Annotated in this window: 16 protein-coding genes; 5 read left to right on the top strand and 11 right to left on the bottom strand. The window is 71.0% G+C overall.

Features of this window, described 5'->3' with window-relative positions; all coding sequences use genetic code 11:
• Nucleotides 1-66 precede the first annotated feature (66 nt).
• A complete protein-coding gene (locus ACH35V_RS27830) occupies nucleotides 67-645 on the top strand; it encodes a hypothetical protein (RefSeq protein WP_395976533.1) in 579 nt (192 codons plus the stop codon).
• A gap of 11 nt (nucleotides 646-656) precedes the next feature.
• Here ACH35V_RS27830 and uvrB read toward each other — a convergent pair whose 3' ends face one another.
• Nucleotides 657-2,774 (bottom strand): excinuclease ABC subunit UvrB, encoded by a 2,118-nt coding sequence (gene uvrB, locus ACH35V_RS27825; RefSeq protein ID WP_395976531.1) that lies wholly within the window; start codon nucleotides 2,772-2,774, stop codon nucleotides 657-659.
• 96 nt (nucleotides 2,775-2,870) lie between these two features.
• Nucleotides 2,871-4,022 carry a sensor histidine kinase gene (locus tag ACH35V_RS27820; RefSeq protein WP_395976529.1) on the bottom strand — a complete coding sequence of 384 codons (1,152 nt, stop codon included), beginning with the start codon at nucleotides 4,020-4,022 and terminating at the stop codon, nucleotides 2,871-2,873.
• A gap of 257 nt (nucleotides 4,023-4,279) precedes the next feature.
• Between ACH35V_RS27820 and ACH35V_RS27815 the strand changes: the two genes are divergently transcribed.
• From ACH35V_RS27815 to ACH35V_RS27805, 3 genes are read left to right on the top strand one after another with little or no spacing between them, the layout of a single operon-like run.
• The gene (locus ACH35V_RS27815) at nucleotides 4,280-5,293 is read left to right on the top strand and encodes a hypothetical protein (protein WP_395976527.1); all 1,014 of its coding nucleotides are present in this window, start codon (nucleotides 4,280-4,282) and stop codon (nucleotides 5,291-5,293) included.
• A gap of 18 nt (nucleotides 5,294-5,311) precedes the next feature.
• Entirely contained in the window at nucleotides 5,312-6,028 is a 717-nt protein-coding gene (locus ACH35V_RS27810; RefSeq protein WP_395976525.1) for a hypothetical protein, read from the top strand.
• Nucleotides 6,029-6,033: 5 nt separating this feature from the next.
• On the top strand, nucleotides 6,034-6,915 hold the full coding sequence (locus ACH35V_RS27805; RefSeq protein ID WP_395976523.1) for an inositol monophosphatase family protein: 882 nt from the start codon (nucleotides 6,034-6,036) through the stop codon (nucleotides 6,913-6,915).
• Between the two features lie 31 nt (nucleotides 6,916-6,946).
• Here ACH35V_RS27805 and ACH35V_RS27800 read toward each other — a convergent pair whose 3' ends face one another.
• Nucleotides 6,947-8,170, bottom strand: coding sequence for an SLC13 family permease (locus ACH35V_RS27800; protein WP_395976521.1), 1,224 nt, complete (start codon nucleotides 8,168-8,170; stop codon nucleotides 6,947-6,949).
• Nucleotides 8,171-8,271: 101 nt separating this feature from the next.
• Here ACH35V_RS27800 and ACH35V_RS27795 point away from each other — a divergent pair, with 101 nt between their 5' ends.
• Entirely contained in the window at nucleotides 8,272-14,139 is a 5,868-nt protein-coding gene (locus ACH35V_RS27795; protein ID WP_395976519.1) for a TIR domain-containing protein, read from the top strand.
• A gap of 22 nt (nucleotides 14,140-14,161) precedes the next feature.
• On the opposite strand, the gene ACH35V_RS27790 is transcribed toward ACH35V_RS27795, so the two are convergent.
• From ACH35V_RS27790 to ACH35V_RS27755, 8 genes are all read right to left on the bottom strand, one after another.
• Nucleotides 14,162-14,578, bottom strand: coding sequence for an SSI family serine proteinase inhibitor (locus ACH35V_RS27790; protein ID WP_395976517.1), 417 nt, complete (start codon nucleotides 14,576-14,578; stop codon nucleotides 14,162-14,164).
• A gap of 361 nt (nucleotides 14,579-14,939) precedes the next feature.
• A complete protein-coding gene (locus tag ACH35V_RS27785; protein ID WP_395976515.1) occupies nucleotides 14,940-15,338 on the bottom strand; it encodes an SSI family serine proteinase inhibitor in 399 nt (132 codons plus the stop codon).
• A gap of 65 nt (nucleotides 15,339-15,403) precedes the next feature.
• A complete protein-coding gene (locus ACH35V_RS27780) occupies nucleotides 15,404-15,685 on the bottom strand; it encodes a hypothetical protein (protein ID WP_395976513.1) in 282 nt (93 codons plus the stop codon).
• Between the two features lie 194 nt (nucleotides 15,686-15,879).
• A complete protein-coding gene (gene coaE, locus ACH35V_RS27775) occupies nucleotides 15,880-16,473 on the bottom strand; it encodes a dephospho-CoA kinase (protein WP_395976511.1) in 594 nt (197 codons plus the stop codon).
• 9 nt (nucleotides 16,474-16,482) lie between these two features.
• Nucleotides 16,483-17,031, bottom strand: coding sequence for a GNAT family N-acetyltransferase (locus ACH35V_RS27770; RefSeq protein WP_395976509.1), 549 nt, complete (start codon nucleotides 17,029-17,031; stop codon nucleotides 16,483-16,485).
• 38 nt (nucleotides 17,032-17,069) lie between these two features.
• Nucleotides 17,070-19,022 carry an endonuclease/exonuclease/phosphatase family protein gene (locus ACH35V_RS27765; protein WP_395976507.1) on the bottom strand — a complete coding sequence of 651 codons (1,953 nt, stop codon included), beginning with the start codon at nucleotides 19,020-19,022 and terminating at the stop codon, nucleotides 17,070-17,072.
• 241 nt (nucleotides 19,023-19,263) lie between these two features.
• Nucleotides 19,264-20,766 carry a 30S ribosomal protein S1 gene (gene rpsA, locus ACH35V_RS27760; protein WP_395976505.1) on the bottom strand — a complete coding sequence of 501 codons (1,503 nt, stop codon included), beginning with the start codon at nucleotides 20,764-20,766 and terminating at the stop codon, nucleotides 19,264-19,266.
• A gap of 236 nt (nucleotides 20,767-21,002) precedes the next feature.
• Nucleotides 21,003-22,127: a polysaccharide deacetylase family protein gene (locus ACH35V_RS27755; protein ID WP_395976503.1), complete on the bottom strand. Its 1,125-nt coding sequence runs from the start codon at nucleotides 22,125-22,127 to the stop codon at nucleotides 21,003-21,005.
• Nucleotides 22,128-22,312 lie beyond the last annotated feature (185 nt).

Here is a 22,312-nt window from a genome sequence, read left to right as displayed (position 1 = left end):
GGGCCGTTCACTTGCGTTGGACGGATCACACGTGGTCGAAAGGGCTTTGCAGTGGTGACGAATCTGATGTCAGGCGTCCGCCGGATCCATGGGCGGACGGTCGAGGGCGTCCCCCGGTGGGCGGTGATCGCGGCCTATGCCGCGAGCCTGGTGGTGCTGCCGTCCGGCATCTGGCGGATCGCGCTGGGCTTCGGCGCTCCGATCGGCCCGTTCACGGGCGACATCGACGACATGCGCGGGGACGTGCCCGGCTGGATGCCGATGTGGGGTTACACGATCCTGCTGAGCGTCCTCAGCGAGGCGCTGGCGTTCCTGGCCGTCGGGCTGGTCAGCCAGTGGGGCGAGGTGTTCCCGCGCTGGGTGCCGCTGCTGCGCGGACGCAGGGTGCCTACCCTGGCCGCGGTGATCCCCGCGGGCGTGGGCGCGACCGTCCTCATCCTGGGGACGCTGACGATGTCGCTGACCTTCGACGAGTTCACCGCACCCGACGGCAGCACCGTGCATCTCGAAGGGTGGAGGCTCGGGCTGTTCGTCGCGTCCTACGGACCGCTGCTGCTCTGGGGCCCGCTGCTGGCGGCCGCCACCGTCGCCTATTACCTCCGCCGGACCCGTGCCCGGACCCGGACCCCGCTCCCCCAGACGTGAGCGCCCGGGGATCACTTGACGCCGGCCTCCTTCATCTCGCGGAGTTCGCGCTTGAGTTCCTTGATCTCGTCGCGGAGGCGGGCGGCGAGCTCGAACTGGAGGTCGGCGGCGGCCTGGTGCATCTGGGCGGTCATCTGCTCGATGAGGGCCTCCAGCTCCTCGCGGGGGCGCTCGCCGACGAGGTCGGCGGCGTGCCTGCCCGCTTCCCTGGTGCGGGACCCCAGGCCGGGGACGGGGGCCTTGCCGCGGCTCTGCTGGCGTCCGCCGCCGCCGATCAGGGTCTCGGTGTCGGCGTCCTCGCGGGCGAGGGAGTCGAGGATGTCGGCGATGCGCTTGCGGAGCGCGGTCGGCTCGATGCCGTGCTCGGCGTTGTAGGCCTGCTGCTTGGCGCGGCGGCGGTTGGTCTCGTCGATCGCGCGTTCCATGGACGGGGTGACCGTGTCGGCGTACATGTGGACCTGGCCGGACACGTTGCGGGCCGCGCGGCCGATCGTCTGGATGAGGGACGTCTCGGAGCGCAGGAAGCCCTCCTTGTCGGCGTCCAGGATCGCGACGAGGGACACCTCGGGCAGGTCGAGGCCCTCGCGGAGCAGGTTGATGCCGACCAGGACGTCGTACTCGCCGGCGCGCAGCTCGCGGAGCAGCTCGATGCGGCGCAGCGTGTCGACCTCGCTGTGCAGGTAGCGGACCTGGATGCCGAGTTCGAGGAGGTAGTCGGTGAGGTCCTCGGCCATCTTCTTGGTGAGGGTGGTGACGAGGACGCGCTCGTCCCGCTCGGTGCGCTCGCGGATCTCGTGGATGAGGTCGTCGATCTGGCCCTTGGTGGGCTTGACGACGACCTCGGGGTCGATGAGGCCGGTGGGGCGGATGACCTGCTCGACGACGTCGCCCTTGACGCGGTTCATCTCGTACGTGCCGGGCGTCGCGGACAGGTACACGGTCTGCCCGATGCGGTCGAGGAACTCCTCCCACTTCAGGGGACGGTTGTCCATCGCGGACGGCAGCCGGAAGCCGTGCTCGACCAGCATCCGCTTGCGGGACGCGTCGCCCTCGTACATCGCGCCGATCTGCGGGACGGTCTGGTGTGACTCGTCGATGACGAGGAGGAAGTCCTCCGGGAAGTAGTCGATGAGGGTGTTGGGGGCGCTGCCGGGGCCGCGCCCGTCGATGTGGCGGGAGTAGTTCTCGATGCCGGAGCAGGTGCCGACCTGCCGCATCATCTCCACGTCGTAGCTGGTGCGCATGCGGAGGCGCTGCGCCTCCAGCATCTTGCCCTGCCGCTCCATCACGGCGAGCGTGTCCTCCAGCTCGGCCTCGATGTCGCGGATGGCCCGCTCCATCCGCTCCGGTCCGGCGACGTAGTGGGACGCGGGGAAGACGTACAGCTCCTCGTCCTCGGTGATCAGCTCGCCGGTGAGCGGGTGCAGGGTGGCGAGCTTCTCGATCTCGTCGCCGAACATCTCGATCCGGACGGCGAGCTCCTCGTACTGCGGGATGATCTCGATGGTGTCGCCGCGGACGCGGAACGTGCCGCGGGTGAACGCGAGGTCGTTGCGCGTGTACTGCATGCCGACGAGCTGGCGGAGCAGGTCGTCCCGCTCGATCTCCTGGCCGACGTTGAGGCGGACCATGCGGTCGACGTACTCCTGCGGCGTGCCGAGGCCGTAGATGCAGGACACGGACGCGACGACGACGGTGTCGCGGCGGGTGAGCAGCGAGTTGGTGGCCGAGTGCCGGAGCCGGTCGACCTCGTCGTTGATCGAGGAGTCCTTCTCGATGTAGGTGTCGGTCTGCGGGATGTACGCCTCGGGCTGGTAGTAGTCGTAGTACGAGACGAAGTACTCGACGGCGTTGTTCGGCAGCATCTCGCGCAGCTCGTTGGCGAACTGCGCGGCGAGGGTCTTGTTCGGCTGCATGACCAGGACGGGCCGCTGCACCTTCTCCACCAGCCACGCGATCGTGGCGGTCTTGCCGGTGCCGGTCGCGCCGAGGAGCACCGCGTCCTTCTCGCCGCCCTCGATGCGGGTCGTGAGCTCGGCGATCGCCTGCGGCTGGTCGCCCGACGGCGTCATCTCGGTGACGACCTCGAACGGCGCCACGCGCCGCCGCAGATCCGTGATCGGCCGCATCGCCGCCCCTCCCCCTCGTCCGGCGTTCTCCCGTGCTTCCCCAACAGTACGCAAGGCCACCGACATTCCGTATCCCCGCTGGTCGGGGGGCAAATGTCAGGAGGCGGGCAGCGGGATCCTGGCGCGGACGGCGTAGCCGCCCCTGCGGGGCCCGGCCTCGAAGCTGCCGCCGAGGGCCGTGACGCGCTCGCGGAGGCCGACCAGGCCGTTCCCGCCGCTCGGCAGGCGGTGCTCGGGGCGGGCGGTGGGCGGGTCGTTGGCGATCTCGACCTCGATGGCCTCGGGGAGCAGGTCGAGCCCGACGCGGGTGTCGGCGGCGCCGGCGTGCTTGTGGACGTTGGTGAGCGCCTCCTGGACGAGGCGGTAGACCGTCCGTCCCACGGCGGCGGGCATGGGGCGCTCGTCCCCGCGGATCGACAGGTCGACGCGGAGGCCCGCCGCACCGGACTGCCCGACCAGTTCCCGGACGTGCGCCAGGGTGACGGCCTCCTGGGGCAGCGCCTCCTCGCCCTGCCGCAGGACGCCGATGACGTGGCGGAGCTCCTCCAGCGCCTGCCGTCCCATGTCCCCGATGACGCCGGCGGTCTCGGCGGCCCGGCTCGGGTCGCGGACGGCGATGGCTCTCAGGGCCCCGGCGTGGACGACCATGACGCTGATCCTGTTGGCGACCACGTCGTGCATCTCCCGGGCGATGCGGGTGCGTTCCTCGCCCCGCGCGCGCTCTGCGAGAAGGTGCTGTTCCCGTTCGAGGCGCGATGCCCGCTCCTGGAGCGAGACCACGAGCTGCTTGCGCGCGCCCATGTAGAGGCCGAGCAGGACGGGCACGGCGACGAACGCGACACCGAATATGGCCTGCGCGGGGAAGGACTCGTTCGACGACGTCGGCCCTGGGAAGGCGAGCGAGCTGATGTATCCGATCAGCGTGAGAGCGACGACCGTCCTGCGGGACGTGGTGTACGCGGCGAGGGAGTACAGGATGACGAGCGCGGCGAACGCGCCCGCCCCGGTGATCGTGCCGAAGACGAGCAGGAAGAGCATGAGGCCGACCGGGTAGACGCGCCGCACCACCGTGGCCAGGCCCAGGATGACGCTGCACACCGCGACGACGGGCGGCGGCAGCCAGAAGTCCTGGTCGACGAACCAGAGGAAACAGCCGTCGCCCGCGGCCAGCGTCACGGCTATGGCTATGTCGAGCGCGCGTGACCGTCGCGCAGGCCACGCGGACGACCACCAGCCCCGCACGTGCATGCGACGAAGCCTATAGCGACCGGCGGGTAGCAAAGGTCGTCCTGGTCGGAGAGGGACACGGCCGACGAACAGGCCGGCGGTGGGCGACATCACCGCAAGGCACGCGATTGCCCCTATCCGTGGGCTTTCCCGCGCTCCGGGTGCTGTGGTTACGATGACGGCGCCGACCGTGCTGTTCGAGTGGGACGTCCCCGCGCCCACGAACCGCGCCCCGAAGCGCCCCCCGGCGCCGACCCAGGACGGGGTAACCGCAGAACATGACCCGCTTCACCAACTGGTTCGGGAAGAACGCCGACGCCGTGATCGCGCTGATCCTCGCCGTCGTCGTCGCGGTGATCGGCCTCGGCGTGCAGATCGACAACGAGGCGGAGATCACCAACAGCGCGATCCTCGCGGTGATCGGCCTGCTGGCGACGTCGGTGCTGCGGGACCGCGGGCGCCGCATCCCCGTCGAGGCGGAGGTGCGCGACACGCTGCGGGCGTCCTCGTCCACGCTGGACGAGCTGAGCGGCAGGCTGAGCCACATCGAGGCGTTCGAGAACGTCCTGTCCGACACCAAGCGGGCTCTGGACGAGACCACCGTCGTCCGCGTCATCAGCGGGGCGCAGGTGGCGCAGGTGCTCGAAGAGGCACGCCGCGACACCGACCGCTGGTTCTTCAAGGGCGGGACGGGCACCTACATCCGCGCGCGGACGCTGCCCGAGTGCGTGGCGGCGGCGCGCAGAGACCGCCGGACGCTGCTGTTCCGCCTGGAGATCCTCGACCCCACCGACGTGGACGTCTGCGAGGCGTACGCGCGTCACCGCCGTTCGGTGTCGGACGGCCCGGACGCGACGGGCGAGCCGTGGACGCTGGAGCGCACCCGCAAGGAGGCGTACGCGACGCTCCTGGCGGCGTGCTGGCACAAGCAGCGGTTCGCCATGCTCGACATCGACATCGGCCTCGCGCGGACGATGACGACGCTGCGCTACGACCTGGCGTCGTCGCGGGTCGTGGTCACGCGCGACGACCCGCGCGGCGAGGCGCTCGTCGTCGACAGCAACAAGTTCTACTACAGCTGGGTCAGCGCGGAGCTGCAGACCAGCCTGGACCAGGCCCGCCGCGTCCCCGTCGAGCAGGCGCGGCTGGCGCCGCTGGACGACGAGCCGACCGTCGAGGAGGTCCGCAAGCTCTTCGAGGTGATCGGGATCGACCTCGCGCACGGCTACACCGACCGCGACGTGATCGAGATCATCCGGAAGGCGCTGCGGGCGAGGGACCCCTACGAGTGACCGTGAACTGGTGACCGAGTGAGGTACGAGGAGATCCGCCGGGAGATCGACGCCGGTACCGCGGCGCGGACGCTGCCCGCCTGGGCCGGCAGGGTCCTGGACGACGTCGCGGCAGGCCGTTCCCCTGTGCCGGCCCTGCGGCATCCTCTGGGGTTCGTGTGCCTTCCCGTGGAGCGCGACGGCGATTTCGGCGTGTGCCTGCACATCTGGACGCCAGAGGTGCGTCCGGCGCCGTCCACCACGTCGCTGGTGCATTGCCACAGTTGGGATCTGCTGAGTTTCGTCCTGTACGGGACGGTGCGGAACGTCCGGATGGACATACGGACGAACACCGACGAGGAGCCCGCAGAGGCGACGCAGCAGATTTTCGAGGTCGTAAGCCAGGGCGACGTGGACGAACTGAGGGCCACGGGACGCGCCGTCCAGTACTCCCCTGGCCGTTCCAGCGCCCACCGGACAGGCGAGTCGTACACCCTGCCGGCCGGTGTGTTCCACACCACGCTCATAGAGGACGGCAAGGAAGCCGCTACGGTCGCCCTAGGCCGCCAGACGCCCGGCGGCGGCGACCTGTCGCTCGGCCCTCTGGACACACCCACGCACCGGGTGCATCGTTCACGGTCCGACCATGCCGACACGGTGCGCGCCTTGCGGAGTTCTGCCCGCAGCATCGCCACAGCTCATCCTTCCCGCGTGTGGGCTCCGTCCGCGCCAGATCCGGCTGGAAAGGCCCGATGAGATCCATGACCCCGTCACCGGCCCTTCCCGTCGATCTCTCGGCGGCCCGCCGGGTGGCCGTGGCGGCCGCCGAGGCGGCGGGCGAACTGCTCAGCGCCAATGTGGACGGGCCCTTGGGCATCCGCGTCAAGGGCACGGGCGGGGACGTGGTGACCGATCTCGACACGGCCGCCGAGGAGCTGATCGTCGGCGTGCTGCGGGACGCGTATCCGGGGCATCGCATCATTGCCGAAGAGTCAGGCGTCCTGGAGGGTGCGCCAGGCGAGGAGATGGTCTGGCTCGTCGACCCCTTGGACGGCACCAACAACGTGGCGATCGGCATGCCCGTGTACGCGGTGGGCCTGGCGTTGTGCGCACGCGCTGAGCCCGTTCTGGGCGTCGTCCACGACCCGGTGACGGGACGGACGTGGTCCGCCGTGCGCGGGTGGGGCGCCATTGGGCCGGACGGTAAGCCGTTGACGCTCGCAGACCGTCCGCGTCCTGGACGGGAGAAGAACCCCGTCCTGGCGTGGACGCAGGGCCATCAGGTCAAGTCGAGCGATCCCGTGGCGTTCGCCATGCGCTCGGCCCTGGAGGACCGGTGCGCGCGGATGCTGCAGCTATGGGCGCCGCTGGTGGCGTGGACGATGCTGGCGCGCGGCGACATCGACGGGATCGTCGGCTACCTGCCCGAGATCGTGGACCTCCCGGCCGGGGCGCTGCTGGCCGCGGAGGCGGGCGCCGAACTGCGCCGCCTGGACGGACGCCCGTACGAGCTGGGCATCGACCGTCCGGCATCGGAGCTGGGGTTCGTGGCGGCGCGTCCGGAACTGCTCGACCGCCTCCTGGAGACCACGACGAAGATCTGCACGCGGCTGGGCGGCGGCCAGAACGGCCACGTCGCCTAGCGAAGAACGGCCATGTCGCCTAGCGGAACCGTCAACTGGTCACCAGCAAGGCCGGGACGGTGGCCGCGCAGCCCGCGACGGCAAGGACCGTCCCCGTGAGGACGAATTTGCGGATCGGGACCCGGACGTCCCAGCGGCGGCACCACTCGAACCACAGCAGCGTGGCCAGCGAACCCCACGGAGTGATGACCGGCCCCACGTTCGTCCCAATAAGCAGTGACAAGAGCTGGTCGCTGTTAGAGGCGGGCACAGCAGACTCACCCGCCACGTAGGCGGGCAGGTTGTTGAGGACGTTCGACAGCCCCGCGCCCGAGAACGCGGCCCGGAACGCGCCCGCGACGCCGTCGTCCCCGCCTACCAGGGCGCGCATGGCGTCGTCCAGCCCGAACCGTTCGAGCGTGGGCACGACCAGGAAAAGACCCGTGACGAACACCATGAGCTGCCACGGGATCAGCGCGGGACGCAGCGCCGCCCTGTCGCGGACGGCGAAGACCACGACGACCACGGCGGCCGGGATGGTCGCGGCGATTCCAAGCTGGACGCCGGTGTGGACGCCGGCGAGGATCGCGCCGATGAAGATCAGGCAGGCGAGCCCGGTGGCGGAGAACAGCACGCGGTCCTTGACGGGCGCAGGCTCCGGCGGGTCGTAGGCGTCCGCACCGCGCATGCTCCGCCGCCAGTAGAACGCCCACAGCAGCGCCATCGTGACGGCCAGGACCGCGATCTGCGGCGCCCACATGCGCGCTGCGAATTCACGCGTCTCCAGGGCGACCCGGTCGGCGGCCAGCAGGTTGGTCAGATTCGACACCGGCAGCAGCAGGCTCGCGGTGTTGGCGAGCCACACAGTGGTCATGGCGAGAGGCAGCGTTGCGATCCGCGCGCGCGCCGCCAGCGCCAGCATCACCGGTGTCAGCAGCACAGCTGTTGTATCGAGGTTGAGGAAGATGGTCGTCAACGACGCGAACGCCACGCATAGCACGAACAGCGCGACGTAGTTCCCGCGCCCGGCCCGCGCCAGCCGCTGCGCGATCGCGTCGAAGACCCCGGCCTCCTTGGTCAGCTCCGCAAGGATGATGACGCTGAACAAGAACAGCAGCAGCGGCGCGACCCGTCCGACGCTCGAACGGGCCGTATCGGCAGGCAGCAGGCCGGTGGCGACGAAGACGACGCCGAGAACGAGGACGCCGATACGGATCCAGTCGAGAGCGCCTAGGGAGCGCGCCGCGCGGCGCACGATCTCGATCCGGGCTGACACCGCGCCATGATCCCATAGCGCCCCCAGAGCGCCGGACGACGTGATCCTCTAGGCGGCACGCCGCGCTGAATTCCCCGTCCCGGCGCGGGATACTGGGCGGCATGACACCCCCCGGCGAGCCCCGACACAACGCCAGGCAGGAGCGTCCGACCGACTTCTTCATCAGCTACTCGCCCGCGGACGAGCGGTGGGCGTCCTGGATCGCCTGGCAGCTGGAGGCCGCCGGGCACCGGACGATGATGCAGGCGTGGGACTTCGTGCCCGGCACCAACTTCATCGACTTCATGGACCGGGGCCTGTCGGAGGCCAAGGCCGTCGTCGCGGTGCTGTCGCGCAACTACCTGCGTTCCAGGTACGGGCGGCTGGAGTGGATGGCGGCGCTGCGGGCCGACCCGGACGACCCCGCCCGGAAGCTGGTCACGGTCCGGATCGAGGACTGCCCGATCGACGGGCTGCTGTCCACGATCACCTACGTGGACCTGGTCGGGATCGGCGACCCGGACGAGGCGCGCGGGCTGCTGATGCGGCGCATCGACCAGGCCCTCGCCGGCCATGCGCGTCCTCAGGACGGCCCAGGCTTCCCCGGACCGGGCCCAGCCCTCCCGCAGTCCCGGCCGCCGATTCCGGGCCGTCTGGAGGCGGCTGAGGGACGCGAGGACGGCGGCGGGCGGCCGGATCCGGCCGGGGAGCGGCCCACCCGGCGGGCGCCCGTGGCCGCGCCGGCGTTCCCCGCCTCCGACGAGGACCGCGACGAGCCGCGCGAGCACCTCAGCGTCCTGCACGTCTCGGGCCCCCGCTTCGGGCGGACGCTCGCCGAACCCGGCGAACCCACCACGGCCACCGAGTTGCAGGACCGCATCTGGAGCGACGTGACGCGGCTGGCCGATTCCGGTGTGCCGCGTCCCGAACTGCTCGTCGTCACCGGCAACATCACCCATTCAGGCAGCCGCAAGGAGTTCGCCGAGGCGCTCTCGTTCTTGACGAGCCTGCGCGCGCTGCTGGGCCTGGAGGCGCAGCGCGTCGTGGTCGTCCCCGGCACGCACGACGTGACCCGTGCGGCGTGCCAGGCGTACTTCTCCAGTTGCGAGGCCGACGACATCGAGCCGCAGCCGCCGTACTGGCCGAAATGGCGGCATTACGCGGGGCTGTTCAAGGAGTTCTACCAGGGTATCGACGCGCTCATCTTCGACAGCGCGCAGCCGTGGACGCTGTTCCCGATCCCGGATCTGCGGGTCGTGGTCGCCGGACTCAACTCGACGCTGCCGCAGACCCACCGCGAGGCCGACCGGTACGGACGGGTCGGACGGGCGCAGGCGGCCTGGTTCAACGAGCGCCTCCGTCATTTCGAGGACGAAGGATGGCTCCGCCTAGGCGCGATCGAGCACACGCCCATCGCCGGTGAGCCGGGCGCACTCCGCGACCCCGACACCATCGACATGCTGCTCAGCGGACACCTCAACCTGTTCTTCCAGGGGAGGGAGTCGGAACTGGGCGCCGTTCCTCTGCTGAGCAACGGCGTCCCGTCCGTTCCTGCGCTCGGCCCTGGACGGCACCAGATCGTGGTCATGCGGCGCGACGGCCTGGACAGGTGGATTCCAGAAGACGCCGAACGGCGCGGCCCAGAGCGGCTCGAAGTGTCGTGGTCGAGTGTCCAGGGAACGTTCCCGCCGCCTGCCGCAGAGACCCCGCCGCCCCCGCCCACTCCGGAGATCGGCCCCAGGGCGAACGGCGCCGTCGACCCCGTGCCCGACCCCACGGCGCGGCTGCTCGACCGTCTGACGGAGGCATGCGAGACGCGGTTCGAGCGCGCGACCATCCGGCGCATCGTCCCGCCGCCCGGCGAGGACAGCCGCGCAGACCCGCCGCACCTGCTGCTGACCCACCTGGAGGACGGGTTCGTCCGGCAGTACCGCATCGGCGCCCACGTGGGTCAGGTCACTCAGGCGGACGTGGACGCGTTCGTCCGCCATGTGCACGCCGACGGCACCGACCACGGGTCCGAACTGGTGTACCTGGGGCCCGCACCGGCCCGTTCACTACGGGACGACGCGCTGCGGCGCGGCATCCGCGTGCGCAGCCTCACCGAGTTCCAGGGGCTCGTCGACCTGTCCGAGTACGTGACGGCCCAGACGGGACGGCTCTCCGCAGGCGGCCTGTATCCGCCGAGCCTGTACGTCCCGCAGCGCTACCGGGAACTCGACCGGCTCCGCGGCGACACCGCGTCCGGCGAGGAGAGCCGTTCGATCACGGAGGTCCACGAGGACGTCGTCGGCGAGATGCTGCGCCTGCTGGCCGCCGACCACGGCCGGTTCCTGCTGCTGCTCGGCGACTTCGGCCGCGGCAAGACGTTCGCCCTACGCGAGCTGGCCCGCCGCATCCCCGAAGAACTCCCGCACGTCATCCCGATCCTGATCGAGCTGCGGGCACTGGACAAGGCGCACTCGGTGGACGGTCTCGTCGCCGCGCACCTGGCCAACCACGGCGAGGAGCTCATCGACCTCAAGGCGTTCCACTACATGCTCCGCCAGGGACGCATCGTGCTGCTCTTCGACGGGTTCGACGAACTCGTCACACGGATGACCTACGACAAGGCAGCCGACCACCTCGACACCCTCCTGCAAGCCGCCCAGGACAAGGCCAAAATCGTGGTGGCGAGCCGCACGCAGCATTTCAAGTCCCAGGCGCAGGTGCTGACCGCGCTGGGCGAGAAGGTCGGCGTGCTGCCGCACCGGCGCGTCCTAGGGCTGGAGGACTTCGCGCCACCGCAGGTCCGCTCGTACCTGCTGAACCGGTACGGGGACGAGGGCGCGGCCGAGGCGCGCCTGGACCTCCTGGCGGGCATCGAGGAACTGCTGGCGCTGACGTCCAACCCGCGGATGCTGTCGTTCATCGCCGATCTGCCCGAGGAGCGGCTCCGCGCGGTCGCGCAGGCGCGCCGGGCCGTCAGCCCAGCCGACCTATACCAGGAGATCCTGTCGTCGTGGCTTGCGCACGAGGCCGACCGGGTCGGCGGATCGGGCGGCCCGTCCGGGCTGAAGGCAGACGACATGTGGCGCGCCGTGGGGACGCTGGCGCTGCGGCTCTGGGAGGGCAACGAGCAGTTCCTGCGCCTCGCCGAGCTCGCGGACGTCTCGGACACGCTCACCGGCCTCGCCGGTGGACGCATGTCGCCGCACCAGGTGACGCACGCGGTCGGCGCCGGAAGCCTGCTGATCCGCACCGACGAGGGCCTTTTCGGGTTCATCCACACGTCCGTCATGGAATGGCTGGTCGCGCGGCACATCGCGGACGAGTTCGCCAAGGGCGAGGCACCGTCTGCGCTGGGACGCCGTGCCCTCACCCAGTTGACCGTCGACTTCCTCTGCGACCTCGCCGACACCCGCGCATGCCAGGAGTGGGCGGGCGGGGTGCTCGCCGACCCCGACGCCGACGACACGGCCCGCGCCAACGCGATCCGCATCACGACCCGGCTGCGCACACCGGCACGCACCGATCTGCGTGGCGCGCGCCTGCAGGGCGAGGACCTGTCCTACCGCGACTTGCAGGAAGTCGACCTCACGGGCGCGGACCTCACCGACGCGCAGCTCGTCGGCGCGAATCTGTCGCGCGCCATCCTGAGAGACGCGTCCCTCGCGGGGGCGCGCCTGGACGAGGCCAACCTGACCGGCGCCGACCTGCGCGGCGCCGACCTGTCCCGGGCCCGCCTGGCCCGCGCCGACCTGCGGGACGTCACCGTCGACGGCAGCCGCTGGACGCGCGCCGCCCTCGTGGACGCCGTGCTCCCCGACCGGATCGCCGACGCGCCCGAACTGCGTGAGGCCGCGATCGCCCCGGGCCGTCCCATCGACATCCAGATCGCCCCGCCCGCGGTCGGCGTCCCTTACGGCTTTCACTTCCAGACGAGCCGTCTTCCCCATCCGCTCGCCTACAGCCCAGGAGGGTCCGTCCTGGCCGTGGGCAGCGAGGACGGCGGCGTCCTAGTGTGCGACGCCGTCACGGGTGTTCCGCTGCGCACGCTCCAGGGCCACACCGACCGCGCCTACGCGGTCGCGTTCGACTCCCCCGGCAACTTCCTGGCGAGCGGTTCCGCGGACGGCACCGTCCGCATCTGGGACCTCGCCACCGGCCACACCGCCCACACCTTCACCGTCCACCCCGAAGGCGTGTGGCCGGTCGTCGTCGGCGGACGCTCCCCGTCGGGCACCGACCTCGTCGCAGCGGGCGCCGCCGACGGGACCATCCGCGTCTGGGACGCCGCGTCCGGCGCCCTACTGCACGAGCTGCCCGGACACACCGCGCCCGTTTACACGGCAGTGTTCGACCCCGCGGGCTCACTCATGGTCACCGGCGACGCAGGCGGGACGCTGCGCGTCTGGGACCTCGTCACAGGCGCCCTGCAGCGCGAGCTGACCGGCCACCGCGGCGCCGTGTATCGGGCCGTGTTCCACCCGGACGGCTCCCTCCTGGCCGCCGGTGACCAGGAAGGCGCCGTCCGGCTCTGGGACATCCGCTCCGGCGAGATCAGGCAGGAACTCCTCGGCCACACCGGACGCGTCTACGCCATCGCGTTCCACCCGGACGGGAACCTCCTCGTCACCGGCGACACCAACGCGTCCGTCCGCATCTGGGAGGACGGACTCCAGCGCACCACCCTGCAAGGCCACCGGGGCGCCATCTACCAGGCGGCGTTCAGCCCGGACGGCGGCCGCCTCGCCACCGCCGACAGCGCGGGCGCCGTCCGCCTCTGGGACCCGCGGAGCGGCAGGCAGCGACTCGAACTGGCCGGGCACCGCGGCGCCGTGTGGCCGTTCGCGTTCCGCCCGGACGGCGCCCAGCTCGCCACCAGCAGCAACGACGGCACGGCCCGCCTGTGGGACGCCGAGACCGGGCAGTGCCGCGTCGTGCTGCGCGGCCACGGCCGCCGCGTCACCGGCGTCGCGTTCAGCCCGGACGGCGGCATGCTCGCCAGCAGCGGCAACGACGGCCTGGTCCGGCTCTGGGAGCCGCGCTCCGGGCGGATGATCCGCGAGCTGCGCGGCGTCGCCGACAACCTCACCTCCGCCGCGTTCAACACCCGCGACTCCCAGCTCGCCACCGCCACCAACGACGGCGGCGTGCACCTGTGGCAGGCCGGGACCGGCACGTTCGAGCGCGAGCTGCACGCGGAGACCGACCACGTGTGGGCGCAGGCGTTCTCGCCCGCCGGGGACGTCCTCGCCACCGCCAACGACGACGACTCCGTCCGGCTCTGGTACTGGACGACCGGCCGCGAGATCGTGAACCTCGCCGACCACCGGGGCCGCGTCCGCTCCATCGACTTCCAGCCGAGCGGCGCCCTGGTCGCCACGGGCTGCGACGACGGCCTCGTCCGGCTCTGGCATCCGCGCACCGGCGAACTCACCACCGTCCTGCGCGGACACACCGACCGCGTCTACCGCGTGGCCTTCTCGCCGTCCGGGGAGACTCTCGCCAGCGCCAGCAACGACGGCACCGTCCGCCTCTGGGACCCGTCCACCGGCGAGTCCCTGCACACCCTCGCCGGACACACCGGCCGCCTGTGGACGACCGCGTTCCACCCGTCCGGCAACCTGCTCGCCAGCGCGGGCGACGACATGCTCGTGCGCCTGTGGGACCCGTCCACCGGCGAGACCGTCCACACCCTCACCGGCCATACCCGCCGCATCTGGTCGGTCGCGTTCAGCCCGGACGGCGCCCACCTCGCCACCGCGGGCGACGACGGCGCCATCATCCTCTGGGACGTCACCGACCAGACCGCTCCCACGCGCCGCGCCACCCTCCTCGGCCTGGCCGAAGGCTGGGCCGCCCTGGCGCCCGACGGCCGCTACAAGTGGGAGGGCAACGCCACCGCCGAATTCTGGTACGCCGTGGGCATGTGCCGCTTCGAGCCCGGCGAGCTGGACGCCTACCTACGCGAAGTCCACCAACTCCCCCTGGACGCGCCCTTCTGAACGCGCCCAGCCGTCAGAAGGCTCAGAAATCGAAGACGTGGCCGTAGGCGATCCTGGCGCATCCATCATTGGTGATGGTCCGGGAGAACGGCTTGATCGGCACACCCTGCCAAGTCCCGGCCGCGGCGGCGTCCACCGGGATCCACACCTGAAGGCACCCGGCCGTCTGCGGCGGAACCTTCGTAATGTCGCCGTTCACAAGGGCGAGTTCCGCACAGGCGGCCTTCGCGTTCTTATGGGTGCCGCCGACGGGATCGCAGGTCAGCGTCGCGAAACGAGGCTGACCGCTTTGCTGCGGGACGACTTCGAGCTTGATCTCCGTCAACGACCCGGACGAGCCGGCCGCGACGGCGGGAGCCGCGACGGCGGGAGCCGCGACGGCGACACCACCTGCGACCAGGCTCAATCCCAGAATCACACGAAGCGTGACGCGCACCATGACATCTCCTCAGAATGGAACGGTTCACCCGATTACACCATTCATTCAAGAAGGCACAAACGTCCGAATGCGGCCATGCAAATATGATCACTCAACCTGCCGCATTATGAGCATCCCATAAAGAGACCCATCACCTTTTGCAATACCCGCTCAACGGTGCGGGGTGAGAGATTCCCACAAGGCGTCGACCTGGGATTTCAGGTCGTCGAGCGTCCCGGAATTGTCGACGACGTGCGCGGCGACGCCGCGGCGCTCCGCCCGGGACACCCGGCTGGCAATACGGCCGCGGACGCCCCTCCGTAGGGACCTCCGCGAAGTCCACCAGCTCCCCTGGACGATTCCTTCTGAGCCCGTCTGGCCGTCAGAAGTCCAGGACGCGGCCGTGCGCGATCGCGGCACAGCCATCATTGGTGATGACCTCGGAATATGGCTGGATCGGCTTGCCCAGCCAGTACCCGGTCGCGTTCGCCACGACCAGGCTCTCGTACGGGAGGCAGAACCGGCCCGACGCTCCCGGAACCCGCTGGACGTCCCCGCGGGTCTTGGCGAGCTCGTCACAGGCGACCACCGCGTAGGGATGGTCGCCGCCGACCGGCTCGCAAGTCAGCGTCGCGGAGCGGCCCGGCCCGCCGGCCTGCGGGACGACGCTGAGCTTGATGACCGTCTTCGGGGCGGACGAACCGTAGGCGGCCGAGGCGGGAGCGAGCGCGGCGACGCCACCCGCGACCAGCGCCGTTCCCAGCACGATACGAAGCGTCACGCGCGCCATGACATCTCCTCGAGAATGGGGCGAGTGAAGCAATTAGACCATTCAGCCGAGACGGCTCAACGTCCGAAACCGGCCACCGCCAGGGTGCCGGTGACCATTTCCACCATTTTCGCCGTCCCCGCGGGGATCTGCTCGAAGACTGAGAACAATGCAATCGCCGGGAGCTCGGGAAACACGGTTACCCTTCGCTCGCGGATCTCGCAGCGAACAAGACTGATCACCCGGTGTGCACGATTATGAACACCCCGGCCCTTTCGTCTGCGGGGTGCGACACGCGGCGCTTTGCCGGTGATGTCGACGTGGTCGAACAGGCCCGTGGCCATGAGGTCGTCGTCCACCAGCATGAGCACCTTGAGCGGGCTCCCGAACGGCCGCGCTCAGGGTGACGACAGTGTGTTGATCAGCGGAGAAGGACAACGAGAATTCATCGAGAACATCAGCGGCGAGAGCCTTCCCGGAAAACTGCCGGTCTATTCCGTTCCCCGGCATGGCCGACCCTCATCACCGTCTGCAGGACGTGAATGCTGTGTGGTCAGGTGCGGTGGGTGAGGGATTCCCACAAGGCGTCGACCTGGGATTTCAGGTCGTCGAGCGTGCCGGAATTGTCGATGACGTGCGTGGCGACGGCGCGGCGCTCCGCGCGGGACGCCTGGCTGGCCATGCGGGCGCGGGCGTCCTCCTCCGTCATGCCGCGCCGGGCGACCAGCCGGTCGAGCTGGACCTCCTCGGGCGCGTCCACGACCACGACCTCGTCGTACATGTCCGCCAGGCCGTTCTCCGCCAGGAGCGGGACGTCGTACACGACGACGGAGTCGGCGGGCGCGGCGTCCATCAGCTCCCGCGTCCGCTCCCCCACCAGCGGGTGGACGATAGCGTTCAGCGCCGCGAGCCGCTCCGGGTCGGAGAACACGATCCGGCCGACCTTCTCGCGGTCGAGGGCGCCGTCCGGAAGCAGCACGCCCTCGCCGAACTCCGCCACGACCGCGGCAAGGCCAGACGTGCCCGGCTCCACCACCTCGCGGGCGATCTTGTCGGCGTCGATGACGACGGCGCCGCGCTCGCGGAGGCGCGCCGACACCTCGCTCTTGCCCGACCCGATCCCGCCGGTGAGTCCCACTTTCAGCACGGACACACCCTAGCCGCCGGCCTTCCCGGCGGGGACGAGGGGTTTGCGCATGTGGACGAGGGTGAGATGCGCCGCGACGCGCTCCCGGTGCGTCTCGGCGTAGCCGAGCCTCCGGTACAGGCGCAGGTTCGTCTCGCTGAGGTGCCCGGTGAACAGGACGCACGCGTCGGCGCGTCCGGTCACCTCGGCCTCCAGCGCGGCGAGGAGCCGCCCGCCGATCCCGCGGCCGTGCAGGTCGGGGACGACGACGAGCCGTCCGACGAGGCACGTGTGGTCGCTGAACTGGGCGCGGACGGCGCCGACGAGACGTCCGTCCAGCACGGCCTTCAGCACCACCGCGTCACCGGCCAGCACCTTCTGGAGCTGCTCTGCCGACTCGACCAGCGGGGGGATGAACGGGTCGCCGTAAAGCTGCGCCTCCGTGACGTACGCGGCGCGCTGGACGGTCAGGATCTCCCCGGCGTCGTCAGGAACGGCCCGCTCGATCGCGACGGCCGGTCCGCTCACCAGCCCGCTCCCGGCGGCGGGGGCGGCGGCCGGGGGGTTCGCTTCGCTCATGGGCACGACCCTAGCGGCGGGACGCGAACCCCGGCCGGTCAGCGGCCGATCCGGACGGTCACCGCGACGGGATAGTGGTCCGAGGCCCTGGAGACCGGAACGTCGTACTCGGTGACGAGGACGCCGTCCGACCCGAAGATCCAGTCGACATGCGCGCCGTCCGCCCTGGTCGGGGACGAGTCGTCGCCGATCGCGGCGCTGCGCAGGTCGGTGCCCTCGGTCATCGCGGCCAGTTCCGGACTGCCGGGCTCGGCGTTGAAGTCGCCGCCGATCAGCGTGCGGGGCGCGCCGCCCCAGGCGCGCAGCAGCGCGGCGATCGAGCGGGACCGCTCGGCGGCCTTGTCGTCGCCGCCCTCCAGGTGCGTCGACCACACGTCCATCGTGGTGCCGCCGACGCCGAGCCGCGCCCACACGTAGCCGCGGATCTGCGACCAGTCGCCGCGCGGCATGCGGCCCGTCCCGGAGCTGCGCACGGGCAGCGAGGTGAGGATCGCGTTGCCGAACTGCCCGTCGGCGGCCGGCCCCCAGATCAGCTTCATGCCGAGCCGCCGCGACAGCCACACGCCGACGTCGGCGGTGCCGGACAGCAGCGAGCCCCGCCCGGCCTCCTGCAGCAGGACGACCTGGGCGCGCTGCCCCTCGATCACGCGCGCGATGCCCTCCGGGTCGAGGCGCCCTGACTGGTCGACGGCGTCGTGGATGTTGTAGCTGAGCACGCGCACCGTCCCGGGGACGGCCGCCGTCTGCGCCTTCCCGTCCGGCGCGGCCAGCGTGAACACCACCGTCCCAGCGAGCAGGCCGAGCGCGGCGCCGCCCGCGGTGAGGGCGCGCAGCGGGGCGCGGGCGGGCAGCGGGCCGCCGCGCGCGGCGGCGATCGCGGCGAGCGCGCCGAGCAGGATCCCGGCGAGGCCGGGCAGCAGGTTGTTCGGGAACGGCAGCGGCGACACGGCGCTGACCTGGTACGGGACGAGGACGACGACGATGAGCAGGCCGCCGATCGCGGCGCTCGCGTCGATCCGCCACACCGGCCCGCCGGTCCCCGCGCGCCGCAGCGGCGCCCGGCACGCGACCGCCAGCAGCCACGCCGACAGCACCTGCCCGAGGATCACGATCGGCACGACCTCGATGCCGGAGACCGCGTACGTCCCGGCGACGGCTCCGGCGCCGACCCCGAGGACGGTGCCGCCGAGCACGCACACCCCGCCCGGCACGGCCCGGACGGCGAGGCCGGACGCGAGGAACGCCAGCGCGAGCCCCTGCCCGACGACGATCACGACGTGCGCGGCGGTCAGCGACCGCCAGCCCGACGACGCCACGAACGCGGGGCTGGACAGCACGAGGACCTGCAGCGCCAGGAACGGTCCGAAGGCGGCGGCGCCGATCGCGTCCCGCCAGGAGATCCCGGGCGCGGCGACCGGCCCGGACGACAGCTCCCGGTACAGCGCGGCGGCGCCGAGCCCGACGAACGCCAGGCACGTCAGCCACGGCCCGACGCCCGAACGCCACACCGGGTCCCAGGTGGCGAAGCACATCCGCACGGCGGTGTCGATCGACAGCCCGGCGACCGTGGCGGTCGCGAACCCGACGCCGGACAGGCCGCGGGCGCCCTCGTACAGCGCCGCGACGGCGATCATGCCGATGGCGGTGCCGGCGAACGCCAGCCAGGTGCGCGGGTCGATGGCCTGCGCGAGCAGCCGGACGGCGAGGAGCCCGCCGACGCCCGCGATCAGCAGGCCGCGCGGGCCGGCGGCGCGGCGGATCAGCGGCGCGGCGAACCCGGCGAGGTACACGGCGAGGACGCCGGCGGCGGCGACCCCGGTCCCGGCCTCGTCGGCGAACCGGTCGAGCTGGGGCAGCGAGAAGCGGAGCGTCTGCGCGAGCACCGCGACGGTGACCGCGATCAGCGCGAGCCTGGCGGGACCCCGCGGGACGATCGGCGGCCCGGCGGGGGCGGGGCCGCCGGGCCTCGTGCCTACCTCTGTGCTGGCCACTTGAACATGTGCTCCGGGGAACGAGCGAGCGGACCTTCGGGATGAAGGGACCTTCGGGACGACGGCGAGGCTACCGAACCCGGCGCAGCCGAGCACGGCCGGAGCGCGATCCCGGGGGGATCGTTCTCCGGCCGTGGTCGGTACGTCACCGGCCGCCGCGCGGGGCCGTGATCACAGGATCACGGGCCCGCCGCGGACGGCGTGCGCGGTGTGCGCGCCAAAGGTGCGGATCAGCGATGGATCACTGGCCGCCGGACAGCTTCTCCCGCAGCGCGGCGAGGGCCTCGTCGGTGGCGAGCGCGCCGCCTCCGGACTCGCTCTCCCCGCCGCCGGAGTAGGACGTCTCACCGCCGCCGCTGGAGCGCTCGCCGCCCGAGCCCGCGGGCTCGGCTGCGCCGGCCTCGGCCTCGGCCTTGCGGGCCTCCTCGATCTGCTTGCGGTGGGCGTCGAAGCGGGACCGGGCCTCGGCGTACTGCCGCTCCCAGGTCTCGCGCTGCTCGTCGAACCCGTCCAGCCACTCGCCCGTCTCGGCGTCGAAGCCCTCGGGGTACTTGTAGTTCCCCTGGTCGTCGTACTCGGCGGGCATCCCGTACAGCGTCGGGTCGAAGTCCTCTTCCTCGACTCCGGCCGCGCCCTCGTTGGCCTGCTTGAGCGACAGGCTGATCCGGCGCCGGTCGAGGTCGATGTCGATGATCTTCACGAAGATCTCGTCGCCGACCTGGACGACCTGCTCGGGGATCTCCACGTGCCGCTCGGCCAGCTCGGAGATGTGCACCAGGCCCTCGATGCCCTCCTCGACGCGGACGAACGCGCCGAACGGCACCAGCTTGGTGACGCGTCCCGGCACGACCTGCCCGATCTGGTGGGTGCGGGCGAACTGCTGCCACGGGTCTTCCTGCGTCGCCTTGAGCGACAGCGAGACCCGCTCGCGCTCCATGTCGACGTCCAGGACCTCGACCGTGACCTCCTGGCCGACCTCCACGACCTCGGACGGGTGGTCGATGTGCTTCCAGGACAGCTCGGAGACGTGCACGAGCCCGTCCACGCCGCCGAGGTCGACGAACGCGCCGAAGTTGACGATGGAGGACACGACGCCCTTGCGGACCTGGCCCTTCTGCAGGGTGTTGAGGAAGGTCTGGCGGACCTCGCTCTGCGTCTGCTCCAGCCAGGCGCGGCGGGACAGGACCACGTTGTTGCGGTTCTTGTCCAGCTCGATGATCTTGGCTTCGAGTTCGCGTCCGACGTACGGCTGCAGATCGCGCACCCGCCGCATCTCGACCAGCGAGGCGGGCAGGAAGCCGCGCAGCCCGATGTCGAGGATGAGACCGCCCTTGACGACCTCGATGACGGTCCCGGTGACGATGCCGTCCTCGTCCTTGATCTTCTCGATCGTGCCCCAGGCGCGCTCGTACTGGGCGCGCTTCTTGGACAGGATCAGCCGGCCCTCCTTGTCCTCCTTCTGGAGGACGAGGGCTTCGACGTGATCGCCGACGGACACGACGTCGTTCGGGTCGACGTCGTGCTTGATGGACAGCTCGCGCGAGGGGATGACGCCCTCGGTCTTGTAGCCGATGTCGAGGAGGACCTCGTCACGATCGACCTTGACGACAGTGCCCTCGACAATGTCGCCGTCGTTGAAGTACTTGATGGTCTCATCGATCGCGGCGAGGAAGGCTTCCTCTGACCCGATGTCGTTGACCGCTACCTGCGGGGTGGTCGAGGTGGCCTCGGTGCTGCTCGTCATGTGTCGGCTGGCTCCGGTACGGACATGGAAGTCGTATGGGTTATGCGCGGAGGGCCGGTATCCGCCCTGCCGAAGACCGGAATGGGACGCGGTCGCTGCCGCGTCATAGAACCGAACCGTTGTCGCCGACCTGACCGAGCGCGAGCCTGCTCCGTCCGAAGCGCGCGCAGGCCCACAGCGCAGCGATCAGGATATGGGACCGAACTCCCGTGGTCAATCCGGTCGGCGGCGCGCCGTCAGTAAGTTCGCGCCCGCGCGCGATACACCCCGTCCAGCCGGTCCTCGGCCGTCTTCGGAAACGTCACGGTGTTCGGATCGCCGTCAGAGGTGTACCGCTCATCAGGGTTTTTGTCCAGATATTCCAGCCACGCGGTGGAGCAGTACTTCGTGCAGTCGTTCTCTTTGATCTTGCCCTCGGAGCGCACGCGGTCGATGTTCCACCGGTCGAACTCCTCGGCGAACGGCGACGGCGACGGCCGCCACCCGGCGAGGAAGATCCCCTGGAACGCGTACCGAGCGCCGTCCTTCTGCGCCCACTTCTCCTTGCGCGGCACCGACCCGAACGGATACGCCAGCGTCGCCGTGTGCGCCCCGGTCAGCTGGACGATCCTGTCCTCCATCCCGCCGATCTCCGCGTGCACCTTCTTCTCGGACATGCCCGCCAGATTGGGATGCGACATGGTGTGGTTGCCGAGCTCGTACCCGTGCTGCATGAGCCACTTCAGGGCCCCGCCGGCCGGGCCGTCCTCCAGGCCGAACAGCTCCTTGTTCAGGAAGAACGTCGCCGTCGGCCGGAACCCCGGGTTCTCCTGGGCGACCTGCTGGATGATCGCGACCGCGGTGTCCGGTTGCGGCCGCCCGGACGCGTCGAGCGCGAAATGCCCCGGCGTGCTGTCGTCGAACGTCAGCACCACGGGATGCCTCCCCGCCGGGACGTTGAACCGCCCGCCGACGAACTCGCCCGCGGTGATCGGGCAGTACCCGCCCTTGGCGAGCCGCGTCAGCTCGTCGTACAGCTCCTTGCTCGACCGGTCGAGCGACATCTCGGGCTTCTTGACGATCCGGTGGTACATCAGCACCGGGACCTGGCCCAGCTCGTTCGCCTTGGCGGCGGCCGCCGCGGGCGCCGCCGCCGGGATCGGCCCGGTCGGGGTCGCGGACGCTGGCGGCGTCCCGGACCCGCCGGGCGAGGGCGTCCCGCTCGCCTTGGCCGCACTGGCGGCGTCGGCCGTCCCGGACGCGTTCCCCGCCCGCTCCGCCGTGGGCGCGTTCTCCCGCGCCCGCCGTTCCCCGGGAAGCGTCAGCCCCAGGACCACGGCGCAGACGATCACCACTCCAGCGATCTTGTGAAGCAGAGGCACGCTACCCCCCGCCGGTCGACCCGAACAGGACCCGGGGACAGGGTAGGCCCCCCAGGACATCTATGGACACCCACTCCCGTACCCCCAAGATCCCCACGCAGCACCCCTGCTCCACCCCGGATCCCGCCAAGTCCGGAATCCGCTGGTAAAACGGTTCGCTGAACATGACGAAGCCCCGCCCGGTT

The sequence above is a fragment of the Actinomadura sp. 1N219 genome, from assembly GCF_044326405.1.
GTDB lineage: Bacteria > Actinomycetota > Actinomycetes > Streptosporangiales > Streptosporangiaceae > Spirillospora.
This window is presented reverse-complemented; position numbering and strand designations above follow the sequence as displayed.